Below are 24,500 nucleotides of genomic sequence, written 5' to 3' on the forward strand. Positions count from 1 at the left end.
CTCAAAATGCTATTTACTTAAAGATCGGCCCAACGGTGCGAAGTAACCTTGCAGCGCTTGATAAATCTCTTTGCGATGCGTGAGGTCTGGATAGAGAGGGAACATATCCGGTTTGGTTGTGCCATCAACTAGGTAGCTGTTTTCGATATCTGAGCAGGACTCAATCGTAGCTTCAAAGGCACGAGCCATCATTTCTGTTGGCAATGAGAAGTAACGAGCCGACGTTGCCTTGTCGGCAATGACACTGCGTGCCACGTAGTCGTGTTTATCCAAGTTATTGTCGCTGAGTAGTGTGGCATCGAACACAGACATCAAACTTTCATTTAATGGGTGGGGTCGCACCTTTCTATGGTGTAGCCAACAGTCACTGGCGAACAAGATGTGTTTTTTGGGGCCAGAGGTGTCGCCAATCTCAAACGCCTTTTCAGCGATATAGTGGTCAAATGCATGCCAAAACTCGTGAGCGAGCGCGCCAGCTCCGGCATTCTTCGCGAGGGCTAATTCTCGTTGGTTCGGGGCATAGTGTGCTTGTACGCCTTTTCTGCCGCCACTGCCGAACGCTAAGCCTAATGTGCCGCGAAGGCCAATCGCTTCTGGTGGCAAAGCCAAGATGTAAGCCAAGTCGGCTAGCGAATCGAATATCAGATTTGCGGCCAACTCTTTTTCTTCTTTCGTCACCCAAGCACCCACACGAATGCTGCCCATACCGAAGGTTTGTTTGATGTCCATGAATGACACCTGATCGCCATGTCGGTAGTCTGGGCCTTCGCGCGTTTTGTATTTAAAGTGAGTTAACTTCAAAAGGGTCCTTGGAAACAGACGTAAGAATGAATAGTGTGCTCAGTGAGATGCGCCTGTGTGAGATGCATCTCTTGGAATTAAAGGACGTTAGCACTTTTGATAGCAAATTGCCGAACAAAATTAGTTTAGATTGAGTTCGAAAGCTTCCCATGAAGTTGGGTTACCTTCACGAGTGAGTGGAAAGAGTGGCTGTTGTGGTTTTGCATAGCTTAATCGGTGCAGTCTTTGAGTTACGTGGTAGCTATCAAGCCCTGATACCGTGACCAAATCCAACGCTTCTAAATCAAGGTAGCCATCCGGCATCACGGCGCGTTTGGGTGCGTGAATCGTTATAACTTCACCGATCAACATTTGCGTTTGATTGCTTTCGATTGTGATCTGTTCTTTGAACGCTAACCCTATCTTTAAACTGCTCTCCAAGACGAAGGGAGCGGGGAATTTGTCGTCATAATAGGCCGTTAAGCCGACCGCGTTGAATTCTGAGACTGGTTTAGGGTAGCGAGCCGAGGTTTGATGGGCCTTTTTAACAAAGTCAGCACCAATGCTGTTAACGGTGAAGTGCTTTGTTTCTAGAATGTTTTCTAGCGTATGACGGCGGCTTTTATCTGGGCGAACAATAAAACCAAGCAGCGCCGGATCAGACCCTAGGTGAATGACAGAGCTCACTATCGCAAGGTTTTCAAGCCCCTGTTTATCACAAGTACCAATTAGGTTGGCGCTTTTAAATCCAGATAGGGAGTTAACCAAACGAATGCGGTGGCGCGGGTCCATTGTTTGGATATCTTGTTTAGAAAGGGTCATGTCCTTCATATCTTCTCTTCTTCTCATTTATTGTTATCTTCGAGCATGCTCACTAACGGACTTATATGTACGAAGAATCCGCTTTTATCGATCAAAGAGCGCTTATTGGCCGTGGACAGTTTGTCTCTTTTATCTCTGCTACAGCACAATGAACGAGATCCTTTGCATAGATTTACGTACGTTGACGTCCCTTTACATCACAGGAGCTAAAGTAATGATGTCGTCTTTATGAGTGTTAACAAATGAAAACAGTCCGCAATATCATTTGGGCAATGATTGCCACAATGTCAGCCTTTTGGTTTGCGATGGAACCGCAATTATTCGCTTCAAGCGATGTCTTTGAATGGCGCTCAGCCATGATTCAGTACTCAGGTATTTTGTCTCTGGTGTTAATGTCCATCACAATGATCTTGGCGATGCGTTTGCCTATGGTTGAGAATTGGCTGAAAGGTATGGATAAAGCATATCGAGTCCATAAATGGCTCGGTATCGGTGGTGTTGCACTGGGTGTGACACACTGGTTGTGGTACCAAATACCTAAGTCATTGGTGGTGTCTGGTGTGTTAGATAAGCCTGTTCGACACGATGGTTCAGGGCCGCAAGCTGTTTTGACTGGATGGGAGTTATGGGTCAATGAATTACGCGGTATTGCTCAGAGTATTGGTGAGTGGGGCTTCTACTTGTTGCTCATTTTACTGGTGGCGTCACTATGGGCGGCAGTGAAGTACAAACCGTTTAAATTGTCGCACCGTCTGATGTCGGTTGCGTACCTGTTTATCGCTTTCCACTCAGTAATCCTGCTTAAACGAGCGTATTGGGGAGAACCTATTTATTATCTAACTGTAGCATTTGCTTTGGCTGGGTCTATCGCAGCGATTTACAGTTTGTTGGGCTTGGTTGGGCGTCGTAATCGTCACTCAGCGACGATTATCTCGACTCGCTATTTTCCACAAGCTGAAGTGATGGAGCTGGTGTTAAAACCGGAGGCATCTTGGCAAGGTCACAAAGCTGGGCAGTTTGCGTACTTGCGTTTCGGTAATGAAGACCCGCATCCGTTTACCATTGTTTCTGGCAGTGATGATCCAGAGCTGCGCTTTTTGATCAAAGAGCTGGGTGATTTTACTAATGGCCTATATGAACGAGTGAAAGCGGGCGATGCGGTTACGGTTGAAGGACCCTATGGTCGACTTTATTTTGACCTAAGCAAGCCACAAATTTGGATTGCTGGTGGTGTCGGGATAGCGTCGTTTTTTGCAACACTTGAAGCGCTCAAAACAGAACGAGATCATCCTCGTATTCAACTGTTTTATTGTACTCGCGGTGTTGATAAGCAATTAATCGATGAGTTGTGGCACCTAGCACACGCGGTTGGTGTGAAGTTGACCGTGATAGATACCTTGCACTCACCGCGGCTAAACGCCGGAAGAATTGTCAATCAATGTGGCGACCTCAACGAGTACGAGATGTATTTCTGCGGGCCGGAGTTGTTCTCTACATCACTGAAAAAAGAATTAGACACCTATCAATTTGATATTGAAAAGCACTACCACGAAGATCTGTTTGTGATGCGTTAAAGCCAACTATTGGAGCTGTGATTGTTAAATTAGTCAATCGGCACAGTGTAAAAAGGCGTAAAGTCACTCAATTTGTTATTGCAGCGGTTTGCTATTGAGCGATACCATATAGGGCTGTTTCTTTGGTAAAGATGTAATTATGTCAGATGAAAAACTCGCACTCGAATGGATGCGCCAACAAGCTCATAAAGTTGACCCATACGTTATCGATCCATCGTTTGATGAATGCGTTGAGTTGCTTGATCCTGCCTTCAAGAAAGGCAAGAGTGTTGCTCAACTCAAGTATCTGTTATCAGAAGCAGATCGCCGAGCGGGCGCGGCAGAACGTAAGCATGCGGCTTTAAAATACGCCAAAGAGAAAAGCCCAAATGCTGGTCAAATCTTGCGACTGCAAAGCAAGCTTCAACAAGTTCAGTTGGCTCTCAAGCTTGCCACTGGCGATAACAATATGACCATATCTCAGTTCTGTTCAGAGTATGACGTGACTAAGCGTGACGGCAATACGGCATGGAATGAAAAGTTGGTGGAGCAGGGGAAGAGAAAGTAGCGATCTCTATTTCTATTTTTTGATTTAGTCGTTTTTCTATTGAACTTTAAATCATGCTCGCAGAGCCGTTAACTCGGTATCTTGAACCCCAATCATTGATATGCATTGCCGTGGTTTGAGCGCGGCGTATTGTCTCAACGATGCCCTCATTATTTTGGTGACGCACTCATGAACCTCTCCCAGATTGACCTGAATCTTCTTTTCGTTCTTAAGCATTTACTCGAAGAAAAACACGTCTCTAATACCGCAATGTCTCTGAACATGAGCCAGTCTTCGGTAAGTCGTACGCTACAAAAAATGCGTACCTTCTTTGATGATGAGCTGCTGGTACGTAAGAAGTATGGCTATGAGCTGACCCCAAAAGCAGAGTCGATTAAAGACGATATCAACACCGTTATTACTAACCTGGAAAAGTTGGTTCATAAGCAGTCGTTTGACCCAAGCAAGGTTGATAGTACTGTGAAATTTTATGGCTTACTGCCTCAAATTAATACCTTAATGCCCAAGGTGATCGCTAAGATCCGCAAAGAAGCGCCGAACATGATCGTGAGTTTAGATTCTGCGCCCAAGCGTCATTTCGAATCCTTGGTCGCAGGTGATGTGCACTTTGCCTTATCTTCGCATCAGCCGCCTTCTGCTGAGCAAAATACCTATCGTATGACAGTGGTGAAACAACACTGCAAGAGAACTCAGACTCGGGCACTTCATACATCAACAATGAAACGGTTGAGAATGAAGGCGGAGAAATGGAAGTGGAAAACCTGACTCTGAACTCACAATGGTCTATGCCTGTGCTTGAGGCGCACTACCTAACTATCGGCTTCAACTATACACGTCAGGAGCTGACAGATTCTGCAGAAGATCATGTCTTCAAAAATAACCAATGGTCACTGTTTGCGGAAGATGAATGGTACATCACCGATTCTTTTGCTCTAACAACTGGCCTCAGATTTGATCAAAATGACGTGTTCGAGTCTCATCTGAGCCCTCGCGTTTATGGTGTGTGGAGTGTCGACTCATATTGGACAGTGAAAGGCGGTGTTTCAACGGGATATCGAGCACCAGGCTTAACTGAGATGGAAGCGGGTTGGGCGCAAGACAGTTGTGGTGGCGACTGCTCGGTTTACGGTAATCCTGATCTAAAAGCCGAGACGTCAGTGAACAGTGAAATGGGCGTGTACTTTGTTGGCGATGCCGATTTAAGCTCGAACATCACCGTATTCTACAGTGACTTTAAAGACAAGATCGACAAGAAAGAGCTGAGCACTAACTGTGGCCGACGTGGTTGTGATTCTACCTACGTGAACATTGAAGACGCGATTACTTACGGTGCTGAATACACGATAAACAAAGGCATTACTGAGGCGATTTCTGTCGGTTCGACGTATACCTATACACATACTGAGAAGCAGTCTGGTGAAGATGAGGGTAAGCCACTAACACAAGTTCCTGAGCATTTAGTTACCGTAAATGCAGATTGGCAAGTACGTGATGATGTCCAATCTTGGATGCGAGTGACATACCGTGGCAAAGAGTCAGAACCGACAACGAGTAGTTCAAGAACACAATACGAAGCGCCATCAATTACTTATGTTGACTTAGGTGCCAACTGGTATGTGCAAAAGAACCTTAAGGTGATTGCTGGTATCTACAACCTATTTGATGAACAAACCGATTACGAAGAGTTTGGCTACGTTGAAGATGGTCGTCGTTACTGGTTAGCAGCAGAAGCGTCATTCTAGATAAGAGGTTCATAATGAAAAAGATAACAAAATTACTGATGCTTTCATTTGTTGGATTATCGGCTGCTAATGCTAATGCTAATGCTAATGCTAATGCGGTATACACAGTAGAAAAGGACATCTTGTTTAAGACGGTAGAAGCACGAGAGATCAAGCTTGATCTCTACCTTCCCAAAACAGAAGCAAAGGTTGATGGAAAATATCCGTTGCTCGTTTGGGTACATGGCGGTGCGTGGAAGCGTGGCACTAAAGACGATATTCCGACTAAAAACCCGTTGTTGCTTAATTCTGTTTTGGATGAAGGTTATGCGTTGGCTGCGGTCGATTATCGTTTAAGTGGCGAAGCAACTTTCCCAAAACCAGTCGCGGATATTAATGATGCTATTAACTATCTTCATGACCATGCTAACAAGTACAATCTTGCCGCCGATAACGTGGTTATGATGGGGCGTTCAGCTGGTGGTCATTTAGCGGGATTGGTCGGCGCAAGTAATACGCACGGTGACATTAGCTTTTACTCAGAACCTAAGTATCGAGTGGCTGGAGTTGTAAGCTTTTTTGGCCCGACGGACCTGCTGGAACTAGGTAATAAAGGGAACAGACCAACCAGTAAAAAGTCGTCGGTGTCACGCTTTTTAGGTGATATCCCGAGTGTAGTACCAGAGCTAGCGGCACAAGCTTCAACGACCAGTTATATAAACAGTGATGCTCCGCCTTACATTCAGTTCCATGGAACACTGGATAAGCGAGTGCCTTTAGCGCAAAGCCAGATCCTCAAACATGCTTTGGACAAGTACGGCATTGAGAATCAGCTGTTTATCGAGGAGGGTGTTGGTCATAGTGCTCCAATTTTTGATACCGATAAGTATGTACCGCATGTGATTGCGTTTTTAAAGCGACATTATCCAATTAAATAATCTCTACTTTTGTGACGTTACAACGCGCTAGAAAGCAATCATTGAGCCATTTAAAGCCAAGTTGATCACTAAGGTTCAACTTGGCTTTTTTATTGGAAGCTTTCATAAGTATCTGGATTCATTTCTAACTTCCCTTTTATGATTCGATCGTCATTTATTAGATCGAACAAAACCGTGTTCACCTTCGATAATTGAGTTATTTATCAGTTAAAGGTGGTAGTTATTGTGTGTTTCATCACGCTTTGTTCATAACTGACTCTAGCTTATCGACGACCTTGATAAAGGCTTCAATGTGCGCGATACACTATTTTTCGCCCATTAATCAATTTCACTTGTGACAAAGTTATCAGAATTATGCATTTTCGGTAACGTTCCCGAAATTATCGATCTATCATCTACTCAGATACAAAAGTGAAGTAATCAACACGACTGATTTCTATTTCTTCTTCGATATAGAGCTTATACATCAAAAGTATAAGCCGAAATGTGCTTACGAATTGTTTTGGGAACGTTTGCAAATAATCCAAAACAATTAACGTGAGAACATCAGAATGAAACGACACATTTTAGCGGTTGCTGTAACAATGGGGCTAATGACTACATCGGTATTAGCAAGTGAAGACGTTGCAGCATTAGAGCAACGTATTAATGAATTAGAACAAAGGGTTGCACAAACAGAGCAGGTCTCTACCGAGGCCAATGAAAAGGCTTCTTCGTTTGAGTTTTACGGCTATGCTCGCTCTGGGTTATTGATCAACGACGACCTAAACGGCGCGACAGGTACTGGTCCTTACATGACAGCGGCGGGTGCCATTGGAGCTCCAATTGGACGTCTTGGTGTTGAAGATGATCATTACGTTGAAGCGAACTTGATTCATAAGCGATTTGCAGACGATGGCTCTAGTGCTTTGTTTCGCATCATGTTGGCCGACAGTACTGAGACAAATAACGAGTGGACTGCCAGCGAAAGCCAGTTGAATGTGCGACAAGTGTATTCAGAACTGAACCGTCTGAGCATGTTCTCTGAATCTGAAGCGTTTTCTGAAGCAACGTTTTGGGCGGGTAAACGATTCGATCGCGACAACTTTGATATTCACTTTTTCGATTCGGATATTGTCTTCTTATCAGGTACTGGTGCGGGCGTTTATGACGTTCAGATGAGCGACAACTGGAAAGCGAATTTCTCTATTTATGGCCGAGATTTTGGTGAGATTGATAGCTCGTCAACAGATGTAGAAAACTACATTGCAACCATGAATAACCGTATTGGCCAATGGCAAGTGATGTTGAGCGGTATGACCTCAGCAGACAACGATAGCCGCCTAAATGGCGCAGCTGAAAGCGGTGTACACGCAATGTTTGCGTACCATGGAGACAACTTCTTTGGTCTGAGCGAAGGCTTCTCTAAAACGGGTATGTTAGTGGGTAGTGGCCTAGGTGCAGAGCTAAAAGGCATCGGTTCAAATGGTGATCTACTGGATGACGCGAAAGCCGTTCGCCTGTTTAGCTACGGTGTCACTCGCATTGGCGACAACTGGCGCTTAGCACCTGCATTAATGGCAGAGCATAGCCAAGACCGTTTGAAGAAGAATGACGAGTTCACATGGGCTTCTTTAAACGTTCGATTAGCTCAAGAGTTCACAGAGAACTTTGAGATGGTTTACGAAGGTTCATTGCAATACATGGATTTAGACAACTCGACAGAGCAAGCGAGCGGCGGTTTCTACAAAGCGACAGTTGCACCAACACTCAAGCTTTCAACTAGCACTGGTTTCTTTGACCGACCAGAACTGCGTTTCGCTGTGAGCTATGTGGATTGGAGTGAAGACCTAAATGGTTACTCGATCAGCACTGAAGCAGATGCTGCAACGATGGGAGAGGGCGGCGAGGTTCTGTTTGCACTGCAGATGGAAACTTGGTTCTAATTGCTTGATATATCGTTTAGATAGAGAGTGTTACTCATGATGTGATAGTCGCATCACCAAATGCCAACCTTATCGTTTCAACTCGAAGGTTGGCATTTTTTATCTTGGGATAACCTGATCTCTGAAATAAATCGCTAGCAAGACTCTCGGTCAATAGTGGTGAAGGTCAACACCATCTTGCTCATTTCAAAGCCTTTTTTCTCAATACGGTCGAGTAGCAGCTTGGCTCCATTTTCTCCCGCTTTATCAAACGCATAGTTAAACGTAGACAGCGTTGGTGTGCATACTGAAGCGAGCTCATCGTCACCTACACCGAGCACCAATATATCCTTTCCTGGAACGAGCCCCGCTTCCTGAATGGCTCTGATCGCACCGATTGCGATACGGTCAGTGGCGCAGAATAGGCCGTCGAGCTTGGTGTGCTCCTTGAGATACTGCTTCGCCAGTTGGTAACCTGATTCTATGGTGAAGTCGCCACGGGCGTGAAATTGCAGTGTGAGGTCGTTAAATTGAAGCGATTGAGCGAAGCCTTCCGATCTCATCTTATCAACCGCAATATCATCACCTTGCACACCGATGAATCCCATATGCTTACAAGCTTTCGCTATGAGGCGATTACCCGCTTCAAACCCTACGCGAGTGTCGTCGTGCACAATGCTTGGGATGTTAAACATTGACCCGTCTTGACCAACCAATACCACGGGTACGGCAGAGCTTTGAATCGCTTTGACTAATTGGTTGTCGAGGTGGGTCGCGTACAGGATGATACCTTCAACACGCCTCTGGTTAAATATCTGAATATATTCAAGTTCTTTATGGTGTGTTTGGTGTGTGCTCGCTAATAATACATGCTTGCCCGCTTGCTCTAAGACGGCGGTTAAACCATCGACACCCTGAGAGGTGGCATGGGAAGAAACCCTAGGAACAATCACGCCAACCAGGTTGGTTTTTTGGGACTTTAAGTCTTTAGCGACTTGGTTTGGGAGATAGCCACACTCTTCAACTGCTTTACGCACCTTCACCTTGGTCGCGTCTTTTACGCCATACTCATCATTGATTACTCTTGAAACCGTCGACTTGGAAACTCCAGCGAGACGAGCGACATCATGAAGACTAGCCATTATTCATTATCCAATTGTAATTTTAGTTTTGGGATTGTTTGCAAACAGAGCATCAAATTTACCTGTTATTAGGGGATTTTAACCCTGTCTTCTTATCCTAGGGAGATAATTTGAAGATCATTCTCACACTATTGAGCAGTTATCTTTGATCATTTGTTATTTCTAGGCAAAAATTTGTTTTGCAAACGTTCCCGAAAATTCAAAAGCTCAAATGATAATCCAATGGGGTATGTAATGAATTATCCAAAAATAGCAAAAGAGCTGCTTTCTCTATTAGGTGGTAAAAGTAATATCACCGCACTCGCACACTGCGCGACTCGTCTGCGTCTTGCGGTTGCAGACCAAGATAAAATTGATGAACAGGCGATTGATAACCTAGAAGGGGTTAAGGGCCAGTTTAAAGTGGCAGGTCAATATCAGATCATCTTTGGCTCAGGCATCGTAAACCAAGTTTATGCTGAGTTGGCTAAGCTGACTGAAATGACGGAAATGTCGACCAACGATGTGGCGTCTGCAGGTGCTGACAACCAAAATATCCTGCAACGCGCGGTGAAAGGCCTGTCTGATATTTTTGTACCAATCATTCCGGCGATTGTTGCTGGTGGTTTGTTGATGGGTATCTACAACCTATTGACGGCTCAAGGCTTATTCATTGATGGCAAATCTTTAATCGACGCTAATCCGGGTTTGACCGACTTAGCAAACATGATCAATACATTTGCTAATGCTCCTTTTGTGTACTTACCTATTTTATTAGCATTTTCAGCGAGTAAGAAGTTTGGTGGTAACCCATACCTTGGCGCGGCTTTAGGTATGTTGATGGTTCACCCAGACTTGCTTAACGGCTGGGGCTTCGGTGGCGCATCAGTGTCGGGCAGCATTCCGGTTTGGAACATTTTAGGTTTCGAAATCGAGAAAGTAGGCTATCAAGGTTCAGTACTACCCGTTCTTGTTTCTGCGTTTATTCTAGCGAAAGTTGAGCTTGGGCTGCGTAAAGTTATTCCTTCGGTTCTGGATAACTTGCTAACGCCGCTATTGGCGATTTTCATAACTGGTTTGTTAACATTCACGATTGTTGGTCCATTTACTCGTGATATCGGCTTCCTGCTTGGTGACGGCCTAAATTGGTTATACAACAGTGCTGGCTTCATTGGCGGTGCGGTGTTTGGTTTGATTTATGCGCCGTTTGTTATTACTGGTATGCACCATAGCTTTATTGCTATTGAAACTCAGCTGCTTGCGGATATCGCAACGACTGGCGGTACGTTCATCTTCCCTATCGCGGCGATGTCTAACGTGTCACAAGGTGCAGCGGCACTGGCGGTTGGTTTCATGAGTAAAGATAAGAAAATGAAAGGTATCGCGATTCCTTCTGGTGTGACTGGCTTGCTTGGTATTACTGAACCTGCAATGTTCGGTGTGAACTTGAAGCTTCGCTATCCATTCATTGCTGCGGTTTGTGCCGCTGCGATTTCAAGCGCGTTTATCACGATGTTCAATGTGAAAGCACAAGCACTGGGTGCGGCGGGTATTCCTGGCATCATCTCAATATCACCAGAAAAGATTGGCTACTACGTGGTAGGTATGATTATCGCGTTCGTGACTGCCTTTGCTCTGACCGTTGTTTTAGGTCTGCGCGAGCGCAGCAAGCAAAACATTAAAGCAACAGCTTAACGTTTCTCCCTAGAAGTGAAGCCCCCCCTTTTCACTTCATTTCCTAAGCTTTGGGGTGCTAGCTAGGTGATTTGGCTTAGCTAGCCTTTTTATATTTTTACATGACAGCGTGAAGTGTCACCTTGCTTTTGGTTGCTACTGCTTTCGATTGCCATCGCTTTCGGTTGTCATGATTTTCAGTTTTAAGGTAAGAAAGATGAATCAAGTTTGGGTAACTGGAGACGCCGTCGTCGACCTCATTCCGGAGACTGACGCGACATTATTGAAATGTCCGGGCGGTGCGCCTGCTAATGTCGCGGTAGCGATTTCTCGCCTTTTAGGCAAAAGCGCATTTTTTGGCCGAGTGGGTAACGATCCGTTTGGCACTTTTATGGAAGTGACTCTGCAAAAGGAAGGTGTGAATACCGAGCGTTTGGTGAAGGACCCTGAACAACGCACGTCAACCGTGGTGGTCGATCTTGATGACCAAGGCGAGCGTAGCTTTACGTTTATGGTTAAGCCAAGTGCCGACCAGTTTATGTCTGTTGAAGACATTCCCGAATTTAAGAAAAACGAGTGGCTACACGTCTGCTCGATCTCTTTGGCTAATGAACCAAGCCGAAGCAGTACCTTCGAAGCGATCCGACGTATGAAAGCCGCGGGCGGTTACATCAGCTTCGATCCAAACCTTCGTGATGAAGTGTGGCAAGATCCATCTGAAATTAAGTCTGTGGTCATGAAAGCGGTTGAATTGGCTGATGTGGTTAAATTCTCAGAAGAAGAACTGGATTTCTTAACCGATTCAACTTCGACGGAACAAGGTTTGGCTAACATTGCAGATCTTAACAACACGCTTGTTCTGGTTACGCAGGGCGCGAAAGGCGTTTGGCGAGTATTTGAAAACCAAGGTGTGTTGATTTCAGGTCGCTCAGTGACGCCAGTGGATACCACGGGTGCAGGCGATGCTTTTGTTGGCGGTTTGCTTGCAAAGCTTTCTCAAGATGATGAGTGGAACAATCAACAAGTCGTCGATTCTGCAATTCAGTGGGCGAATGGGTGTGGTGCACTGGCGACCACGCAAAAAGGCGCAATGACCGCACTTCCAACGCAAGAAGCTCTTACTCAGTTTATTCAAAAAGACTCTTCAAATACGAATGCCGTAGAGGAGAGTGTATGAGTTTGAACTCGAACTGGACAGTAGAGCAAAGATATCGCCGTATAGAAGATATTTCTCTAGAGAGTATTGATGCGATGGTAGAGCTTCGCAAACAAGACTCTGGCTATCCAAGCTACCATATTGCGCCTAAGTTTGGTCTGCTTAATGATCCGAATGGTCTGTGTTTCTTTAATGGTGAACACCACCTATTTTACCAATGGACGCCAGTTGGCCCCGTCCATGGTATGAAGTACTGGTACCACCTTTCTACCAAAGACTTCGTTCATTTCGAAGACCACGGTATTGGCTTGCACCCAGACCAAGATTACGACTCTCACGGTGTTTACTCTGGTGGTGCATTGGTTGAAAACGACAATGCATTGTTGTTTTTTACAGGTAACAAGCGCGATGGAAATTGGTTGCGAGTGCCAACTCAATGTTTTGCCAAGATGTCTGCTGACGGCAAAATAGAAAAGCACGGCGTGGTTATCGAAAACGATCACTACACCGAACATTTCCGAGACCCAAAAGTGTGGAAACAGGGCGGCGATTATCTGATGGTTGTGGGTGCTCAAACGCCTCAAAATACTGGCTCTATGGCGCTATATTGCAGCCGAGACCTGATGAATTGGCAGCACAAAGGTCCAATTCAAACTCGTTACAACAACCTTGGCTATATGTGGGAATGCCCAGATTTCTTTGAAATAGAGAATCAGTCGGTGATGCTGTTTTCTCCACAAGGTGTGTCTAGCGAAAATCCATACGATTTCAAAAATATCTACTCGGTGGCTTATATCGTCGGTGACCGCCTAAATCTCGATTCGGTAGAACTGGAAAACCACCAAGATATTGCGCAGCCAGATTATGGCTTCGATTTCTATGCACCACAGACTTATTTAGATGATACAGGCCGCCGTATTCTGATTGCTTGGATTGGTCTGCCTGAGATTGATACACCATCTAATGAGTATCAGTGGGCGGGCATGTTGTCGTTACCACGCGAACTTCAAATCCAAGATGGCTATCTTGTTCAGTCTGCTTTACCTGAATTGAAAGCGCTACAGGGTGAAGCTGTGGTGGTTGAAAATGCTCTTGAATTGGATACAACCAGCTTCATGGTTGAGCTCGAAACGGATACTGACGAGTTTGAGTTTACACTTACTAACGTTGCGGGTGATAACATCGTATTCAGTGCTACAGAAAAGGAGTTCATGCTTGATCGCAGTAAGATGTCTCAGCTCTACGCGGAAGAGTTTGGCTCAGTGAGAAAAGCACCGAGGTTGAGCACCAAGCAAATCATCGAGGTTTATGTTGATAAGTCAGTGATCGAAATCTTTATCAATGGCGGTAAGCACACAATGACCAGCCGTTTCTTCATTGATGACTTGAGTTCATTGTCGATGACTGGTGACGTGAACACCGTTTATCACTCGATGAACCCAATTAAAGGGTTGGACAACTAACCTCCGCTTATCTCCATCAAGAAAGCCGCTGATCAACAGCGGCTTTTGTTTGGTCTGCGACATCACTATTGTGCTAACTCTTTGACCTTGTCCATTCCCCGTAGCCCTGAATCTCAAGTCCATTTAGAACAAACAACCAACGCTAAGGTCGAATGTTATTGAAACTGACCTTCTGCGTTCCGTCATCTTTATTCAATAGCTCCACCACATCGCCTTGATAGTAATACGGTTCCATTGGCATCTCGCTGTTGGTCGGCCTTGCGTAATGCAATACTGCTGGCTTCGCGTCAACTTGCTGTGCGTATAGATAGCCAATCAGCGCATGTTCAAACTGGTGATAACCGTTGCCCCAATGGAAAGCTTTGGTGCGTTTTGGGTCAAGCCCGACACCGCCGTATTTATGGTCGACCCATACATCATGAAAAGTGGGTAGGGTGTATTGCAGGACGTCTTTCATTGAATCATCGACAAGTGAAACCGTCATTGCTGCTTGATCAAGCTCCGCCCATTCCCATGATGAAGCCCAATTTGTGTTTGGTCTGCTTTGCCAGCCAGTTATCTCTTGTCCTTTCCACGCTTTCTGAAGTTCTTCGCCATAATATTGGGATACACTCACGAAATTTTTCTGATATTGCGCATGAACGAGAGTGTGTTTCATCCCTTTGATGCCAAACTCTTTCCATTCAGAGTTATTCAATGTTTGGCCTGTAAGGTAAGTCATCCAATACGCTTTGATGGTGTGCCCAAAATCGTTGTGATTAGCATTCGGCATCTTGGCGGCTTTGCTGTGAATGGCCCCGTAGAAGCGTTGTTCATCTTCAGAGTGGTAGTGCTCGACCATGGTTTGTGTCAGCCAACTTAGATCATCAAGCCATCTTGTCTTGGTGGGCTCTTTTAGCAGGGGAGCGACTAACAACAGGTAACCGTTAATCTGATCAAGTTGCGCGACCAGTTCACGCTGTGTGGCTTTGCCATCTTCACCATCCGCAAGTACCCAAGCAAGACCGCTGTTGTCGCTAAGTCGATATTTATCAAAGATAAAAGCTTGTTGTGCGATGAGTGCTTCTTCTACCTTTTTGTCTTGAGTCAGGTAGTAGTACATGGCAAGGCCAACTAATGCATACGCTTGATCTTGAGAAGTACGCTGCTGCCAATTTTGGCCTACTTTTCCCTCTTTTGTGTAGCCGATAAAGCCGCCGTTTTGCTTATCTTCTAGCTGATCAATGATGTAGTAGGCTCCTTGCTTGGCAAGCGCTAAAGCCTGCTTATCGCCACTAAGGTGGTAGAGCACGCCATAGGCATAAGTTTGACGTGACTTCATCCGCGTAAACTCTTTGCCAAAGTGTGGCGTGATCCAGCCTTTGTTTAGTTCATGGCACACATCAGAAACATCGAGCAAGGTACCGTCATCACAGCGGAAAGTAGGGAAGTTTCCTACCGGTTCTCCTTGAGCGCTAGGCATTAACCAATAAGGTGCAAGCCCTTCAGTCGCATGGTTGAGCCACTCTTCTCCAGAAGGAAGATGGGCGTTGGCAGATACGGCGAAGCTAGTAATACTGAGTAATGCGATCGTTGCTCGTAACATGATGTTTATCTTAACTATTTTAATTTCTTTGAATATAAACAATCACATCTGCACATTGTGATTAGGCGATCACAATCGACCAAATTAATAAGGTTTAGATAAAAGCTCACAGACTAGTGAGCTTTGGAAGGGTGTCTTGTATTTTATATTGGCTTGCCCGCCTCATCTTCTTCAACCACATCGGTTTCTAAGCTTGCCTCTGCCAGCCATTTTTGTATCGATGGACTGTTAAGCACACGTTGTTGATACTGCGATGCCTTTTCGGAAAGTTGTATTCCATAGGTTTCTACGCGCAATGCGACGGGTGCAAACATCGCATCGGCAATCGACCATTCACCAAATAACCATCCCTCTGGGTATTGTTCCATTTGTGCAGACCATATTGCATCAATACGAGCGATGTCTTTCAGTGCGTCTTCACTCAGTGTGAGCTTTCGTTGTGCGCGGCAGTTCATCGGCATTTCATTTCTGACGGCAAAGAACCCAGAGTGCATCTCGGCGGAAATTGCTCGGGCATGGGCGCGTTCTTTCACTGAGCTAGGCCACGCTGCACCGTCCAAATAGGCATCGTTAACGTATTCGAGAATCGCCAATGAATCCCACACCGCAACATTACCATCAACTAGGGTTGGAACCTTGGCCGTTGGCGTCACTTTCGCCAGAGTGTCGTAAAAATCAGAGGTGAACAGCTTGAGCTTGATGACTTCTGCATTCAGGTTGTAGTTGTCGAATATTAGCCATGCGCGCAGTGACCAAGTTGAGTAGTTCTGGTTTCCAATATAAAGCTGCATCGTTGCTTCCTTGCGTTTAGTGGGTATGCTTTGAGCCTAGGGGCATGCATTTGAGATTAGGGGATTGTATTGCGGCGCACTAACGGATAATTTTGATGCAATACATTAACAAAAACGATGGGTGGTGATTTCAATATGGATATTGATGCTTTGCGAGGCTTTCTCGCGTTTGTAGAAACCAGTAGTTTCACTCGTGCAGCGAAACAGATAAATCGCACCCAATCGGCATTCAGTGCTCAGATGCGTAAGTTGGAAGAAGAACTCAACGTCACTCTTTTCCAGAAAGAAGGACGTAATTTAATACTGACTGAAGCTGGCTTAGCGCTGCGATCTCATGCCGAACAGTTGGTCGCCCTTCACAATACCGCACTTAAGCAAGTAAAGCGTTATGAGGACAAACAACCTCTGCGACTCGGTTGCCCTGAAGACTACAACGACACCATTCTGCCGAAAGTGATTCGCCTGTTACAGCAAGCAGAGCCTACGTGCTCAATCCAAATATTCAGCCTGCCAAGCATTACACTGAGAGAGTGGCTAGATGACGGCAGGCTTGATGCGGCGATTGTCACCCGAGCGCCCGATAGTGAAGAGGGTTACTGGCTTACACATGATGTGGGTGTTTGGATAAGCAGCCCTGACTATGCATTCGATGAGTCTAAACCAGTCCCACTAGCCTTGTTTCAGACCGATTGTAAGTACCACGCAGCGGCAGTGAATGGCTTAACCAAGCAGGGCACGCCTTATCAGTTATTGGCGTGTAGCAATACCGCTTCAGCGCAGCGTGCAATCGTGAAAGCAGGATTAGCGATTGGTGCGATGGGTAAGCTAAGCGTGACTTCAGATTTGAAAATTCTTGATGATATGCCGCCGTTGCCTTCGGTCGATATTGTGCTGATCCTAGCGAGTAAGCATCACCCGGTATTGGATAAAGAAGTGCTCAATCAACTTGTGGAGCTGGGTTCTGAGTAGCTTAGGTTCATCTTCCTATTGGAGGATTCCCAAGCTTTTCAATTTTCGATAAATGGTATTGCGGCTGATACCGAGTATTCTCGAAGTCTTACTTATGTTGCCTTGGTTGGCTTGATAGGTTTGCAGCAAGGTTTCTTCAACGGTACTTCTTAAATCGTTACTCGCTGTACCTTTGATGGCATTAGGAGTCATTAGCTGATGCTGATTATCGTGTGCTAATGACGTGAGATGTTGAGCAAGGTGGCTGGGCACATGCTCGAGTGTGAGTTGGGGTTCATCACTTGCTAATAGAGCAGCAACCTTAAGTAAGTTGTCTAATTCGCGGATATTACCCGGCCAAGAATAGGCGCACAGTAAGCTCATCAAGTGCGGGCAGATTGTCTGTTCGTCTTCGGCGTATTTACGATGAATGTGCTCGATTAAAGCGTGCTTGTCTTGTCGGTGTTGTAGGCTTGGCAAGGTGAAGGCTAAGCCATTGAGTCTGTAATACAGGTCTTGCCTAAACTCACCTGTTGCGACTAACTGCTCGAGGTTTTTGTGAGTTGCAGCGATGATCTGACAATCGACTTGATAGCTTTGATTAGAACCAACTGGCACCACGGATTTGTCTTGCAGAACATGCAGTAGTCGGCACTGAGCTTCTAAAGGCATGTCGGCGATCTCATCTAGAAATAGAATCCCTTTATCTGCTTGACGGATCTTACCTTGGAAGCCCTTGTGGCTTGCTCCCGTAAAGGCGCCCGGCGCGTAACCAAACAGTTCAGATTCGATAAGGTCTTTAGGCAGCGCGCCACAATTTACCGCTACCAAGGGCGAAGACTTACGCTGGCTTTGCTTGTGCAGCGCTTTAACAAACTCGCCTTTGCCAACTCCTGTTTCTCCTAAGATCAACAAACTGATCCCTTTATCGATTACCTTGTTGGCTTGCTGCCAAGCGTGTTCGATTTGTTGCTCGCCATGGTGCAAATCACACGATGCTGAAATGGAGCGCGTGCGTTTGGTGGTTGGTTGTTTGAGGTGTTGTTTCTCAAATACAAAAGGCGTGTCTAATGAGGTTCGGTTGAAGAGGGTATCGATACTCTCACCGACGATCGAGGTTTGATCCAATAGTTGAGAGGCGACCTGATTGTGTGCCACCACCTCCCCAGCTTCATTGGCTATTACAATCCCTTGCCAACCACTGTGTAATAACGATTTCTCACATGCGAGGTCGATGCGAGTGGTGCCTTGTGGGATGTGGCTCAGTAGCTGGTTTTCAACAAGCTGAACCATATTTTGAACCAGTAGCTGCACCGAACTGTCGTGCTGTTGCTGCTCACTGGTAATGTCCAATACGCCAACCATGTTCCCTTGGTGATCAAACACAGGGCTTGCTGAACAGCTGATAAATCGATGCTGGTGGATGAAGTGCTGCTCACCAATGATGGTCACGGGTTTAGCTTCAACAATCGCGGTGCCAATCGCGTTGGTGCCCTTAAGTTGTTCCTGCCAACACGCTCCTGAGCTGAGTGCAATTGATGTCAGCTTCTCCTTAAACCGCTCCTGTCCCCAACTCGTCAGAATCACCCCTTCAATATCGGTCAGAATCAAACGACTGTCGGTACGAGCAAACATCTGATTAAACAAAGGCAGCGCATTGCGTTCGACGATGTGGATCAAGTCAGCCGATTGATGACGTCGCTGCTTAAGAATCGATTGTGGTAGGCGAATGTCTTCAGGAAGTCGTCTCTGTTTTAGACCCGCTTCTGTGCTGCGGTGCCAAGAGGACGAAAGCCAATCTGAGGTGTTTGCTTGTTGAAGGTGCATGACTGTTCCATGTCGTAACAGTGAGGGTGTACCAATTTGGAACAGTTGAACACTGGAGTGGTTTCCATACGTCCGTTCAATGCCAACTCACTTTGGGTTGTAAACGTTTGGCAATCATAGTTTTACAATTTATTAACAACAAGTTTTGAAGTTCTGGCGTGTGATTTGCGTTGTTACTGTTGTGAAGAAAACACGAAGTATCAGTGTTTTAAACAGAAAGCATAAACATGGGCGTCTCGCCATGAGTTCTTTTCTCAAGGGGAGCCGCCACAAAAATAAGACAGCTCTAGCTCAATAACGAATATCAAATCGAAGAAGGATCTAACTATGATTTACGCACAGCCGGGTAGTGACAACGCAGTGGTGAACTTTAAAGCTCAATACGATAACTTTATCGGTGGCGAGTGGGTGAAGCCTGTCAGCGGCGAGTATTTTGATAACACTTCCCCAGTGAATGGTCAGGTGTATTGCCAAGTGGCACGTTCAACAGAGGCAGACATTAGCTTGGCACTCGATGCGGCGCATGCGGCTCGTGCTAGTTGGGCTGCGACCAGTGTGACAGAACGTTCCAATATCCTACTTAAAATTTCCGATCGCATTGAAGCGCACCTAGAAGAAATCGCGGTGGCGGAGACGTGGGAAAACGGCAAGCCTGTGCGTGAAACTCTAGCGGCAGACATCCCGTTAGTTGTTGACCACTTCCGTTACTTTGCAGGCTGTATTCGGGCGCAAGAAGGCAGCGCAGCCGAGCTAGATTCAAACACCGCGAGCTACCACTTCCCAGAACCCATCGGTGTGGTGGGGCAGATCATTCCTTGGAACTTCCCGATTTTAATGGCGGCTTGGAAATTGGCGCCAGCACTGGCTGCGGGTTGCTGTGTTGTGATGAAGCCAGCGGAGCAAACACCGACATCGATCTTAGTGATGATGGAGAAGATCGCTGATCTTCTACCTGCAGGCGTAGTCAACATCGTCAATGGTTTTGGTAACGAAGCGGGTCAAGCGTTAGCAACCAGCGATCGTTTAGCGAAATTGGCCTTTACCGGTTCGACAGAAGTCGGTCACCACATCTTGAAATGTGCGGCTGAAAGCTTGATTCCATCAACGGTTGAGCTTGGCGGTAAGTCTCCAAATATCTATTTCCCAGACATCTTTAACCATGAAGACGAATACCTTGATAAGTGTGTCGAAGGCATGTTGCTAGCGTTCTTCAACCAAGGTGAAGTGTGTACCTGTCCATCACGTGTGCTGATCCATGAATCGGTGTACGACAAGTTCATCGCCAAGGTGGTCGAGCGTGCTCAAACTATTAAACAAGGTAACCCGCTAGATACTGATACTCAGGTTGGCGCACAAGCTTCAAAAGAGCAGTTCGATAAGATTCTGAGCTACCTTGAAATCGGTCGTCAAGAGGGTGCGAAAGTGCTGACAGGTGGCGAAGTTGCGCAGCAATCTGATGATCTCGGTAATGGTTATTACATCCAGCCAACAATGTTGGAAGGGCACAACAAGATGCGAGTATTCCAAGAGGAGATCTTCGGTCCTGTTATCGCGGTGACGACGTTTAAAGATGAAGCAGAAGCACTCGAGATAGCCAATGATACCGAATATGGCTTGGGTGCAGGCGTGTGGACGCGTGATGCAAACCTCGCGTATCGAATGGGTCGCAACATTGAAGCCGGCCGTATCTGGGTGAACTGCTACCACGCTTACCCAGCTCATGCCGCGTTTGGTGGTTACAAGAAGTCGGGTATCGGCCGTGAGACACATAAGATGATGCTCGATCACTACCAAAATACTAAGAACCTGTTGATCAGCTACGATACTAACCCACTAGGATTTTTCTAAAATAGATAGGTTCTAGAACAGTCTATTAGGAAGTCACTAGCAACGAGATGGCTTAAACAATACAAGTAAAATGAAAAGCAAAACGCCAAGTTCTTATGAGCTTGGCGTTTTTATATTTGAATCGCTCTAGTTTTGCGAAAAGAAGATCTCGGGCTTGTGGACTGGGCCATAGTTGCCTTCTAACTGAGTGAGTTCTAATCCTTGTTTGCCTATCAAAGAGCCGACTAACTGGCGGTTGAACGGGTAGCTGTCGGGGTTGTTAATGTACTCTTCAACATCAATCCATTTAGCTTCTGCAATTTCATCTGTGTCTTGAATCGCAATCTCTTGAGTTTGAGCGATAAGGTGACAAACAAAGTAGAGGTTAGACTTTCCGAATTGATACGGGTGTCTCGTCGCCATGCCAACCACTGAAACGAACGTGGCTTCGATGCCAGTCTCTTCTAAGGTTTCTCGAACCACGGATTCTTCAATGCCTTCACCCAACTCAATATGACCGCCCGGTAATTTGTAGCCCGTCATGCCGTGTTCTTTAATCATCAGCACTTGGTTGTGTTCGTTAGTGATTAACGCGCCAGCACCCAAGGTGTGGGTCGGAATGAAAGGCACAAACTCTACAATCTCGGATTTGTGGATCAGCGTAATCTCGTCTTCTAAGCAGTTGTGAAACACAAAGCCAAGCTCAGTCGCCACCGGAATAAGGTGCGAGAGTGAAATAGGTAAGCTAATCCAAATGATGCCTTTGTTATTCTGCTTTGAAAATTCGGTGATCTCGCTGAGTTCGGCATTGAATGAGTCAACATCGTGAGGGGCTGTTGCTGGGTCAATGATGATGCCGTTAAATTTGTCGAGCGTAAATTCCACGGGTGATCCTTTATTATTTTGATTTATTGGGCGTCGAGCATGGTCTGAGCTTATCGTATCTAAAGAGCTTATAACACCTTGAGAGCAAGGGCTGCAGTGAATCAAAAGTAGGCAATGCAGTTTATGTCGAACGGGTCGGGATAAGTGGAGGGTGTTGCTAGAAACAAAAACTGCGCTTGGAAGCCAAAGCGCAGTTTTAAAATGAGGTTTATTGCAGTTCGATTTTAACGAATATAGTTCGCGTTAATACTCACGTACCAGTGTTGAAGCTTGCCATCAGATTTCTTGATCCACAAATCGTTGGTGTAGCTATCAATCTTGCCGTTAACCGTAAGGTTGAATGTGTTCTTGTCGAATTCGCCAAGCTTCACGAACTGGTCCGTGGTAATCAGGAATGGGTCCATGTCGTCTACACCAACCACATCTGAAATCACATAGTAGTGGTAAGTCAGCGGCTTGCTCGCATCATTCGGGTTGCTGCGATACGCAACAAGCTTGAATGGTTCCGTTAATGGAACGTCGAGCGTTTGCTTGTCCATGGTCGCTGGAATTGGAATAAACAGCCAAGCGGTAAACAGACCGCTCAATAAAACCATCAGGAAGAAAAGAGTCTTAATTGCTTTCATAGCAACCTTCAAAATATGGGGGATGTTAATGGGGCTATGGTAACTAGGGAGAGTAAAGATGCAAGCTCTGTTATTACCCTATCTTATCTCAGCTTAATCTAGCGCAAAGAAAGCGGTTCGGTTAACTCGAAATGTAAACACGAGTGCTTAACTCTTGATTATGGCTTAAGAGCATTCGTTATTTGAACCAATCTTGGTTTTTAACCAGTCTCTCGAAACAAGGCGAAGAACTGTCGCGAAATGACCTATATAGATAAAATTCAGTACGATAAGAATAGCGCATGAATATTTTTTGAGCGTTTTCTTATGCATTTAAATCCACGGTTAAGTGGCGAATACCATTCTTATGTCGATCACTCATTTCGTATCGATTGTTCACTTGGCTCCAATCCATTTGGCGCACCAGAAATTCCTGAACATGTGATCAAAGATATTATCTACGGTATTGATAAGTACTATTGCCACAGGGAGCTTTCGGAGCTGACTTATCTGACTCGCCAGTTTATTGGGATTGAAGATTGTCGTATTACGTACACCACGGGCTCTCTTGGGGCGCTAGAACTTATCTTCAATAAACTTATCGATCACAACAATCGCACCATGATAGGCATTGGCCCTCAGTTTGTTGAAGCAGTATCAGAGTTCACTTTGGTGGGCGGGAAGTACCAGTCCATCAACATGTTTGATTATCAAAACGAGTCGGATCTGTTCGGTGTGTTGGCATCAAAAATAAGCAGTCAAAATCCTGCCTTGGTGTATATCGATAATCCCAACAACCCAACGGGTCGAATCTACGACAGAGCTTATCTGGTCGAGATAGCGAGAGTATGTGAGCGTTCTGGCGCTATTTTGATTGTCGACGAGGCATATGGTGAATACCTGACCCCTGAGCAGTCTATGCTCGATCAGACCTTAGTCTTGGACAACTTAATAGTTTTACGAACCTTTTCTAAAGGTTTAGGGCTCGCTGGGATTCGACTCGGTTACTTAGCCAGCAGTGAAAACCTGACTTCTGCAATCGAAGCTGCGGTGAGTGTGTTTACGCCGACTTACCCCTCAATAAAAATCGCATCGGCGACCTTACCCAATGCAAAACACTTCTTAGAAATGAACCGCAGCAAAACTGAATACTTTAAGCAGCAAATGATCGGCTTGTTGTCTGAGAACAATATTGAGGTGGTTGGCACGTCAATATCGACGCCCATTATGTTGCTGAAAAAAACAGGAACTAACCTTTCAAAGCTATTTGAGAGTATCGGTATTAAGACGTGCTCCGGTGTCGATTTTGCAATTACGTGCGACGCGATGACTGAAGAGTATGTTCGATTACGAATTGTTGGAAATGATGTGGATTTAGAAGCGTTAAAGCAGCGTATTCAGCAGTTATAAAAGCAACCGTTATAAAATCAGTAGGCATAAAAAAGCCCGCACCTTGCGTTTACAAAGTGCGGGCTAAATTCATCTGGCTACTTGTTTAAGTAAGCAGCGTGGAACTCAATGTGTTCATCAATAAAGCTAGAGATGAAGTAGTAGCTGTGGTCGTAACCAGGCTGCATACGTAGATCTAAATCGGCATTGGTTACCTTAGCGGCTTCGACTAATTGTTCAGGTTTAAGCTGTTCAATCAGGAAGTTATCGGCTTCACCTTGGTCGACCAACATTGGCAGTTTAGTGCCTTTGGTTTTTAGAAGCTCAGAGGCATCGTAGTGTTTCCACTCTTCAATATCCAAGCCTAGGTATTGGTTGAAGGCTTTTTGTCCCCAAGGGCATTGCATTGGGTTGGTGATTGGGCTGAATGCAGAGATAGAACGGTAGCTATCTTCGTTTTTAATGCCAATCGTTAGGGCACCATGTCCGCCCATGCTGTGACCAGAAATCGATTTTACGGATGTAACAGGGAAGAACGACTCAATTAATGCAGGGAGCTCTGTTACCACGTAATCGTACATGTGGTAATGGCTGTCCCATGGCGCTTGAGTGGCATTCACATAGAAGCCTGCACCTTGGCCGAGATCGTAATTTTCATCGTCGGCAACACCTTCGCCACGTGGGCTAGTGTCTGGTGCAACAATCGCGATGCCTTGCTCAGCCGCGGCTTTGAAAGCGCCGGCTTTTTGCATGAAGTTTTCATCGGTACAGGTTAAGCCTGACAACCAATACAAAACAGGAACTGGGTTTTCTTTGCTTGCGTTAGGTGGCAAGAAAATCGCAAAACGCATGTTGCAGTCAAGCGTTGCAGAAAAGTGGGTGTATTGTTTGTGCCAACCACCAGCAACCTTTGCTTGGCTAATGTTTTCGATTGTCATCTATT

Annotated in this window: 20 protein-coding genes and 1 pseudogene; 12 read left to right on the forward strand and 9 right to left on the reverse strand. The window is 45.7% G+C overall.

Going from position 1 to position 24,500, the window contains the following annotated elements:
* Positions 1-9 precede the first annotated feature (9 nt).
* On the reverse strand, positions 10-801 hold the full coding sequence (locus AB4161_RS05400) for a CLCA_X family protein (RefSeq protein WP_372082957.1): 792 nt from the start codon (positions 799-801) through the stop codon (positions 10-12).
* Positions 802-921: 120 nt separating this feature from the next.
* On the reverse strand, positions 922-1,611 hold the full coding sequence (locus AB4161_RS05405) for a flavin reductase family protein (RefSeq protein WP_372082958.1): 690 nt from the start codon (positions 1,609-1,611) through the stop codon (positions 922-924).
* Positions 1,612-1,844: 233 nt separating this feature from the next.
* Between AB4161_RS05405 and AB4161_RS05410 the strand changes: the two genes are divergently transcribed.
* The 6 genes and pseudogenes from AB4161_RS05410 to AB4161_RS05435 all read left to right on the forward strand — a co-directional run bounded on the left by AB4161_RS05410 (position 1,845) and on the right by AB4161_RS05435 (position 8,307).
* Complete coding sequence (locus tag AB4161_RS05410; RefSeq protein ID WP_372082959.1) at positions 1,845-3,176, forward strand: ferric reductase-like transmembrane domain-containing protein; 1,332 nt, start codon at positions 1,845-1,847, stop codon at positions 3,174-3,176.
* 139 nt (positions 3,177-3,315) lie between these two features.
* The gene (locus AB4161_RS05415; protein ID WP_017061620.1) at positions 3,316-3,723 is read left to right on the forward strand and encodes a hypothetical protein; all 408 of its coding nucleotides are present in this window, start codon (positions 3,316-3,318) and stop codon (positions 3,721-3,723) included.
* 168 nt (positions 3,724-3,891) lie between these two features.
* Positions 3,892-4,398: pseudogene (locus tag AB4161_RS05420) on the forward strand (LysR family transcriptional regulator); the annotation flags it as partial.
* Between the two features lie 35 nt (positions 4,399-4,433).
* Entirely contained in the window at positions 4,434-5,465 is a 1,032-nt protein-coding gene (locus tag AB4161_RS05425; protein ID WP_372082978.1) for a TonB-dependent receptor domain-containing protein, read from the forward strand.
* A 14-nt stretch (positions 5,466-5,479) separates the two neighbouring features.
* Entirely contained in the window at positions 5,480-6,382 is a 903-nt protein-coding gene (locus AB4161_RS05430; RefSeq protein ID WP_372082960.1) for an alpha/beta hydrolase fold domain-containing protein, read from the forward strand.
* Between the two features lie 551 nt (positions 6,383-6,933).
* Entirely contained in the window at positions 6,934-8,307 is a 1,374-nt protein-coding gene (locus AB4161_RS05435; RefSeq protein ID WP_372082961.1) for a carbohydrate porin, read from the forward strand.
* A 134-nt stretch (positions 8,308-8,441) separates the two neighbouring features.
* On the opposite strand, the gene AB4161_RS05440 is transcribed toward AB4161_RS05435, so the two are convergent.
* On the reverse strand, positions 8,442-9,428 hold the full coding sequence (locus tag AB4161_RS05440; RefSeq protein ID WP_017061622.1) for a LacI family DNA-binding transcriptional regulator: 987 nt from the start codon (positions 9,426-9,428) through the stop codon (positions 8,442-8,444).
* Between the two features lie 234 nt (positions 9,429-9,662).
* Between AB4161_RS05440 and AB4161_RS05445 the strand changes: the two genes are divergently transcribed.
* The 3 genes from AB4161_RS05445 to AB4161_RS05455 all read left to right on the forward strand — a co-directional run bounded on the left by AB4161_RS05445 (position 9,663) and on the right by AB4161_RS05455 (position 13,700).
* Complete coding sequence (locus AB4161_RS05445) at positions 9,663-11,102, forward strand: sucrose-specific PTS transporter subunit IIBC (protein ID WP_017064972.1); 1,440 nt, start codon at positions 9,663-9,665, stop codon at positions 11,100-11,102.
* Between the two features lie 196 nt (positions 11,103-11,298).
* Positions 11,299-12,258 carry an aminoimidazole riboside kinase gene (locus AB4161_RS05450; protein ID WP_372082962.1) on the forward strand — a complete coding sequence of 320 codons (960 nt, stop codon included), beginning with the start codon at positions 11,299-11,301 and terminating at the stop codon, positions 12,256-12,258.
* Entirely contained in the window at positions 12,255-13,700 is a 1,446-nt protein-coding gene (locus AB4161_RS05455) for a sucrose-6-phosphate hydrolase (RefSeq protein ID WP_372057757.1), read from the forward strand. Before AB4161_RS05450 ends, AB4161_RS05455 begins: the two co-directional genes overlap by 4 nt.
* A 142-nt stretch (positions 13,701-13,842) precedes the next feature.
* Here AB4161_RS05455 and AB4161_RS05460 read toward each other — a convergent pair whose 3' ends face one another.
* Positions 13,843-15,285: an N-acylglucosamine 2-epimerase gene (locus AB4161_RS05460; RefSeq protein WP_372082964.1), complete on the reverse strand. Its 1,443-nt coding sequence runs from the start codon at positions 15,283-15,285 to the stop codon at positions 13,843-13,845.
* 143 nt (positions 15,286-15,428) lie between these two features.
* Positions 15,429-16,076: a glutathione S-transferase family protein gene (locus AB4161_RS05465; protein WP_372082965.1), complete on the reverse strand. Its 648-nt coding sequence runs from the start codon at positions 16,074-16,076 to the stop codon at positions 15,429-15,431.
* Positions 16,077-16,193: 117 nt separating this feature from the next.
* On the opposite strand from AB4161_RS05465, the gene AB4161_RS05470 reads away from it, so the two are divergent.
* Positions 16,194-17,045 carry a LysR family transcriptional regulator gene (locus AB4161_RS05470; protein WP_372082966.1) on the forward strand — a complete coding sequence of 284 codons (852 nt, stop codon included), beginning with the start codon at positions 16,194-16,196 and terminating at the stop codon, positions 17,043-17,045.
* Positions 17,046-17,060: 15 nt separating this feature from the next.
* Here the strand turns inward: AB4161_RS05470 and AB4161_RS05475 are convergent, their stop codons facing one another.
* Entirely contained in the window at positions 17,061-18,851 is a 1,791-nt protein-coding gene (locus AB4161_RS05475; RefSeq protein WP_372082967.1) for a sigma-54-dependent Fis family transcriptional regulator, read from the reverse strand.
* Positions 18,852-19,178: 327 nt separating this feature from the next.
* On the opposite strand from AB4161_RS05475, the gene AB4161_RS05480 reads away from it, so the two are divergent.
* On the forward strand, positions 19,179-20,699 hold the full coding sequence (locus AB4161_RS05480; RefSeq protein WP_137002175.1) for an aldehyde dehydrogenase family protein: 1,521 nt from the start codon (positions 19,179-19,181) through the stop codon (positions 20,697-20,699).
* A gap of 126 nt (positions 20,700-20,825) precedes the next feature.
* On the opposite strand, the gene AB4161_RS05485 is transcribed toward AB4161_RS05480, so the two are convergent.
* Both AB4161_RS05485 and AB4161_RS05490 read right to left on the reverse strand, forming a co-directional pair.
* Positions 20,826-21,563, reverse strand: coding sequence for an NUDIX domain-containing protein (locus tag AB4161_RS05485; RefSeq protein WP_017071682.1), 738 nt, complete (start codon positions 21,561-21,563; stop codon positions 20,826-20,828).
* Positions 21,564-21,787: 224 nt separating this feature from the next.
* Complete coding sequence (locus tag AB4161_RS05490; protein WP_372082969.1) at positions 21,788-22,189, reverse strand: hypothetical protein; 402 nt, start codon at positions 22,187-22,189, stop codon at positions 21,788-21,790.
* A gap of 306 nt (positions 22,190-22,495) precedes the next feature.
* Here AB4161_RS05490 and AB4161_RS05495 point away from each other — a divergent pair, with 306 nt between their 5' ends.
* Positions 22,496-23,578 carry an aminotransferase class I/II-fold pyridoxal phosphate-dependent enzyme gene (locus tag AB4161_RS05495; protein WP_372082971.1) on the forward strand — a complete coding sequence of 361 codons (1,083 nt, stop codon included), beginning with the start codon at positions 22,496-22,498 and terminating at the stop codon, positions 23,576-23,578.
* Positions 23,579-23,655: 77 nt separating this feature from the next.
* Here AB4161_RS05495 and fghA read toward each other — a convergent pair whose 3' ends face one another.
* Entirely contained in the window at positions 23,656-24,495 is an 840-nt protein-coding gene (fghA, locus tag AB4161_RS05500) for an S-formylglutathione hydrolase (RefSeq protein ID WP_017061633.1), read from the reverse strand.
* Between the last annotated feature and the right edge of the window lie 5 nt (positions 24,496-24,500).

It is taken from the genome of Vibrio sp. 10N.286.51.E5 (assembly GCF_041469125.1).
GTDB classification, from domain to species: domain Bacteria; phylum Pseudomonadota; class Gammaproteobacteria; order Enterobacterales; family Vibrionaceae; genus Vibrio; species Vibrio crassostreae_C.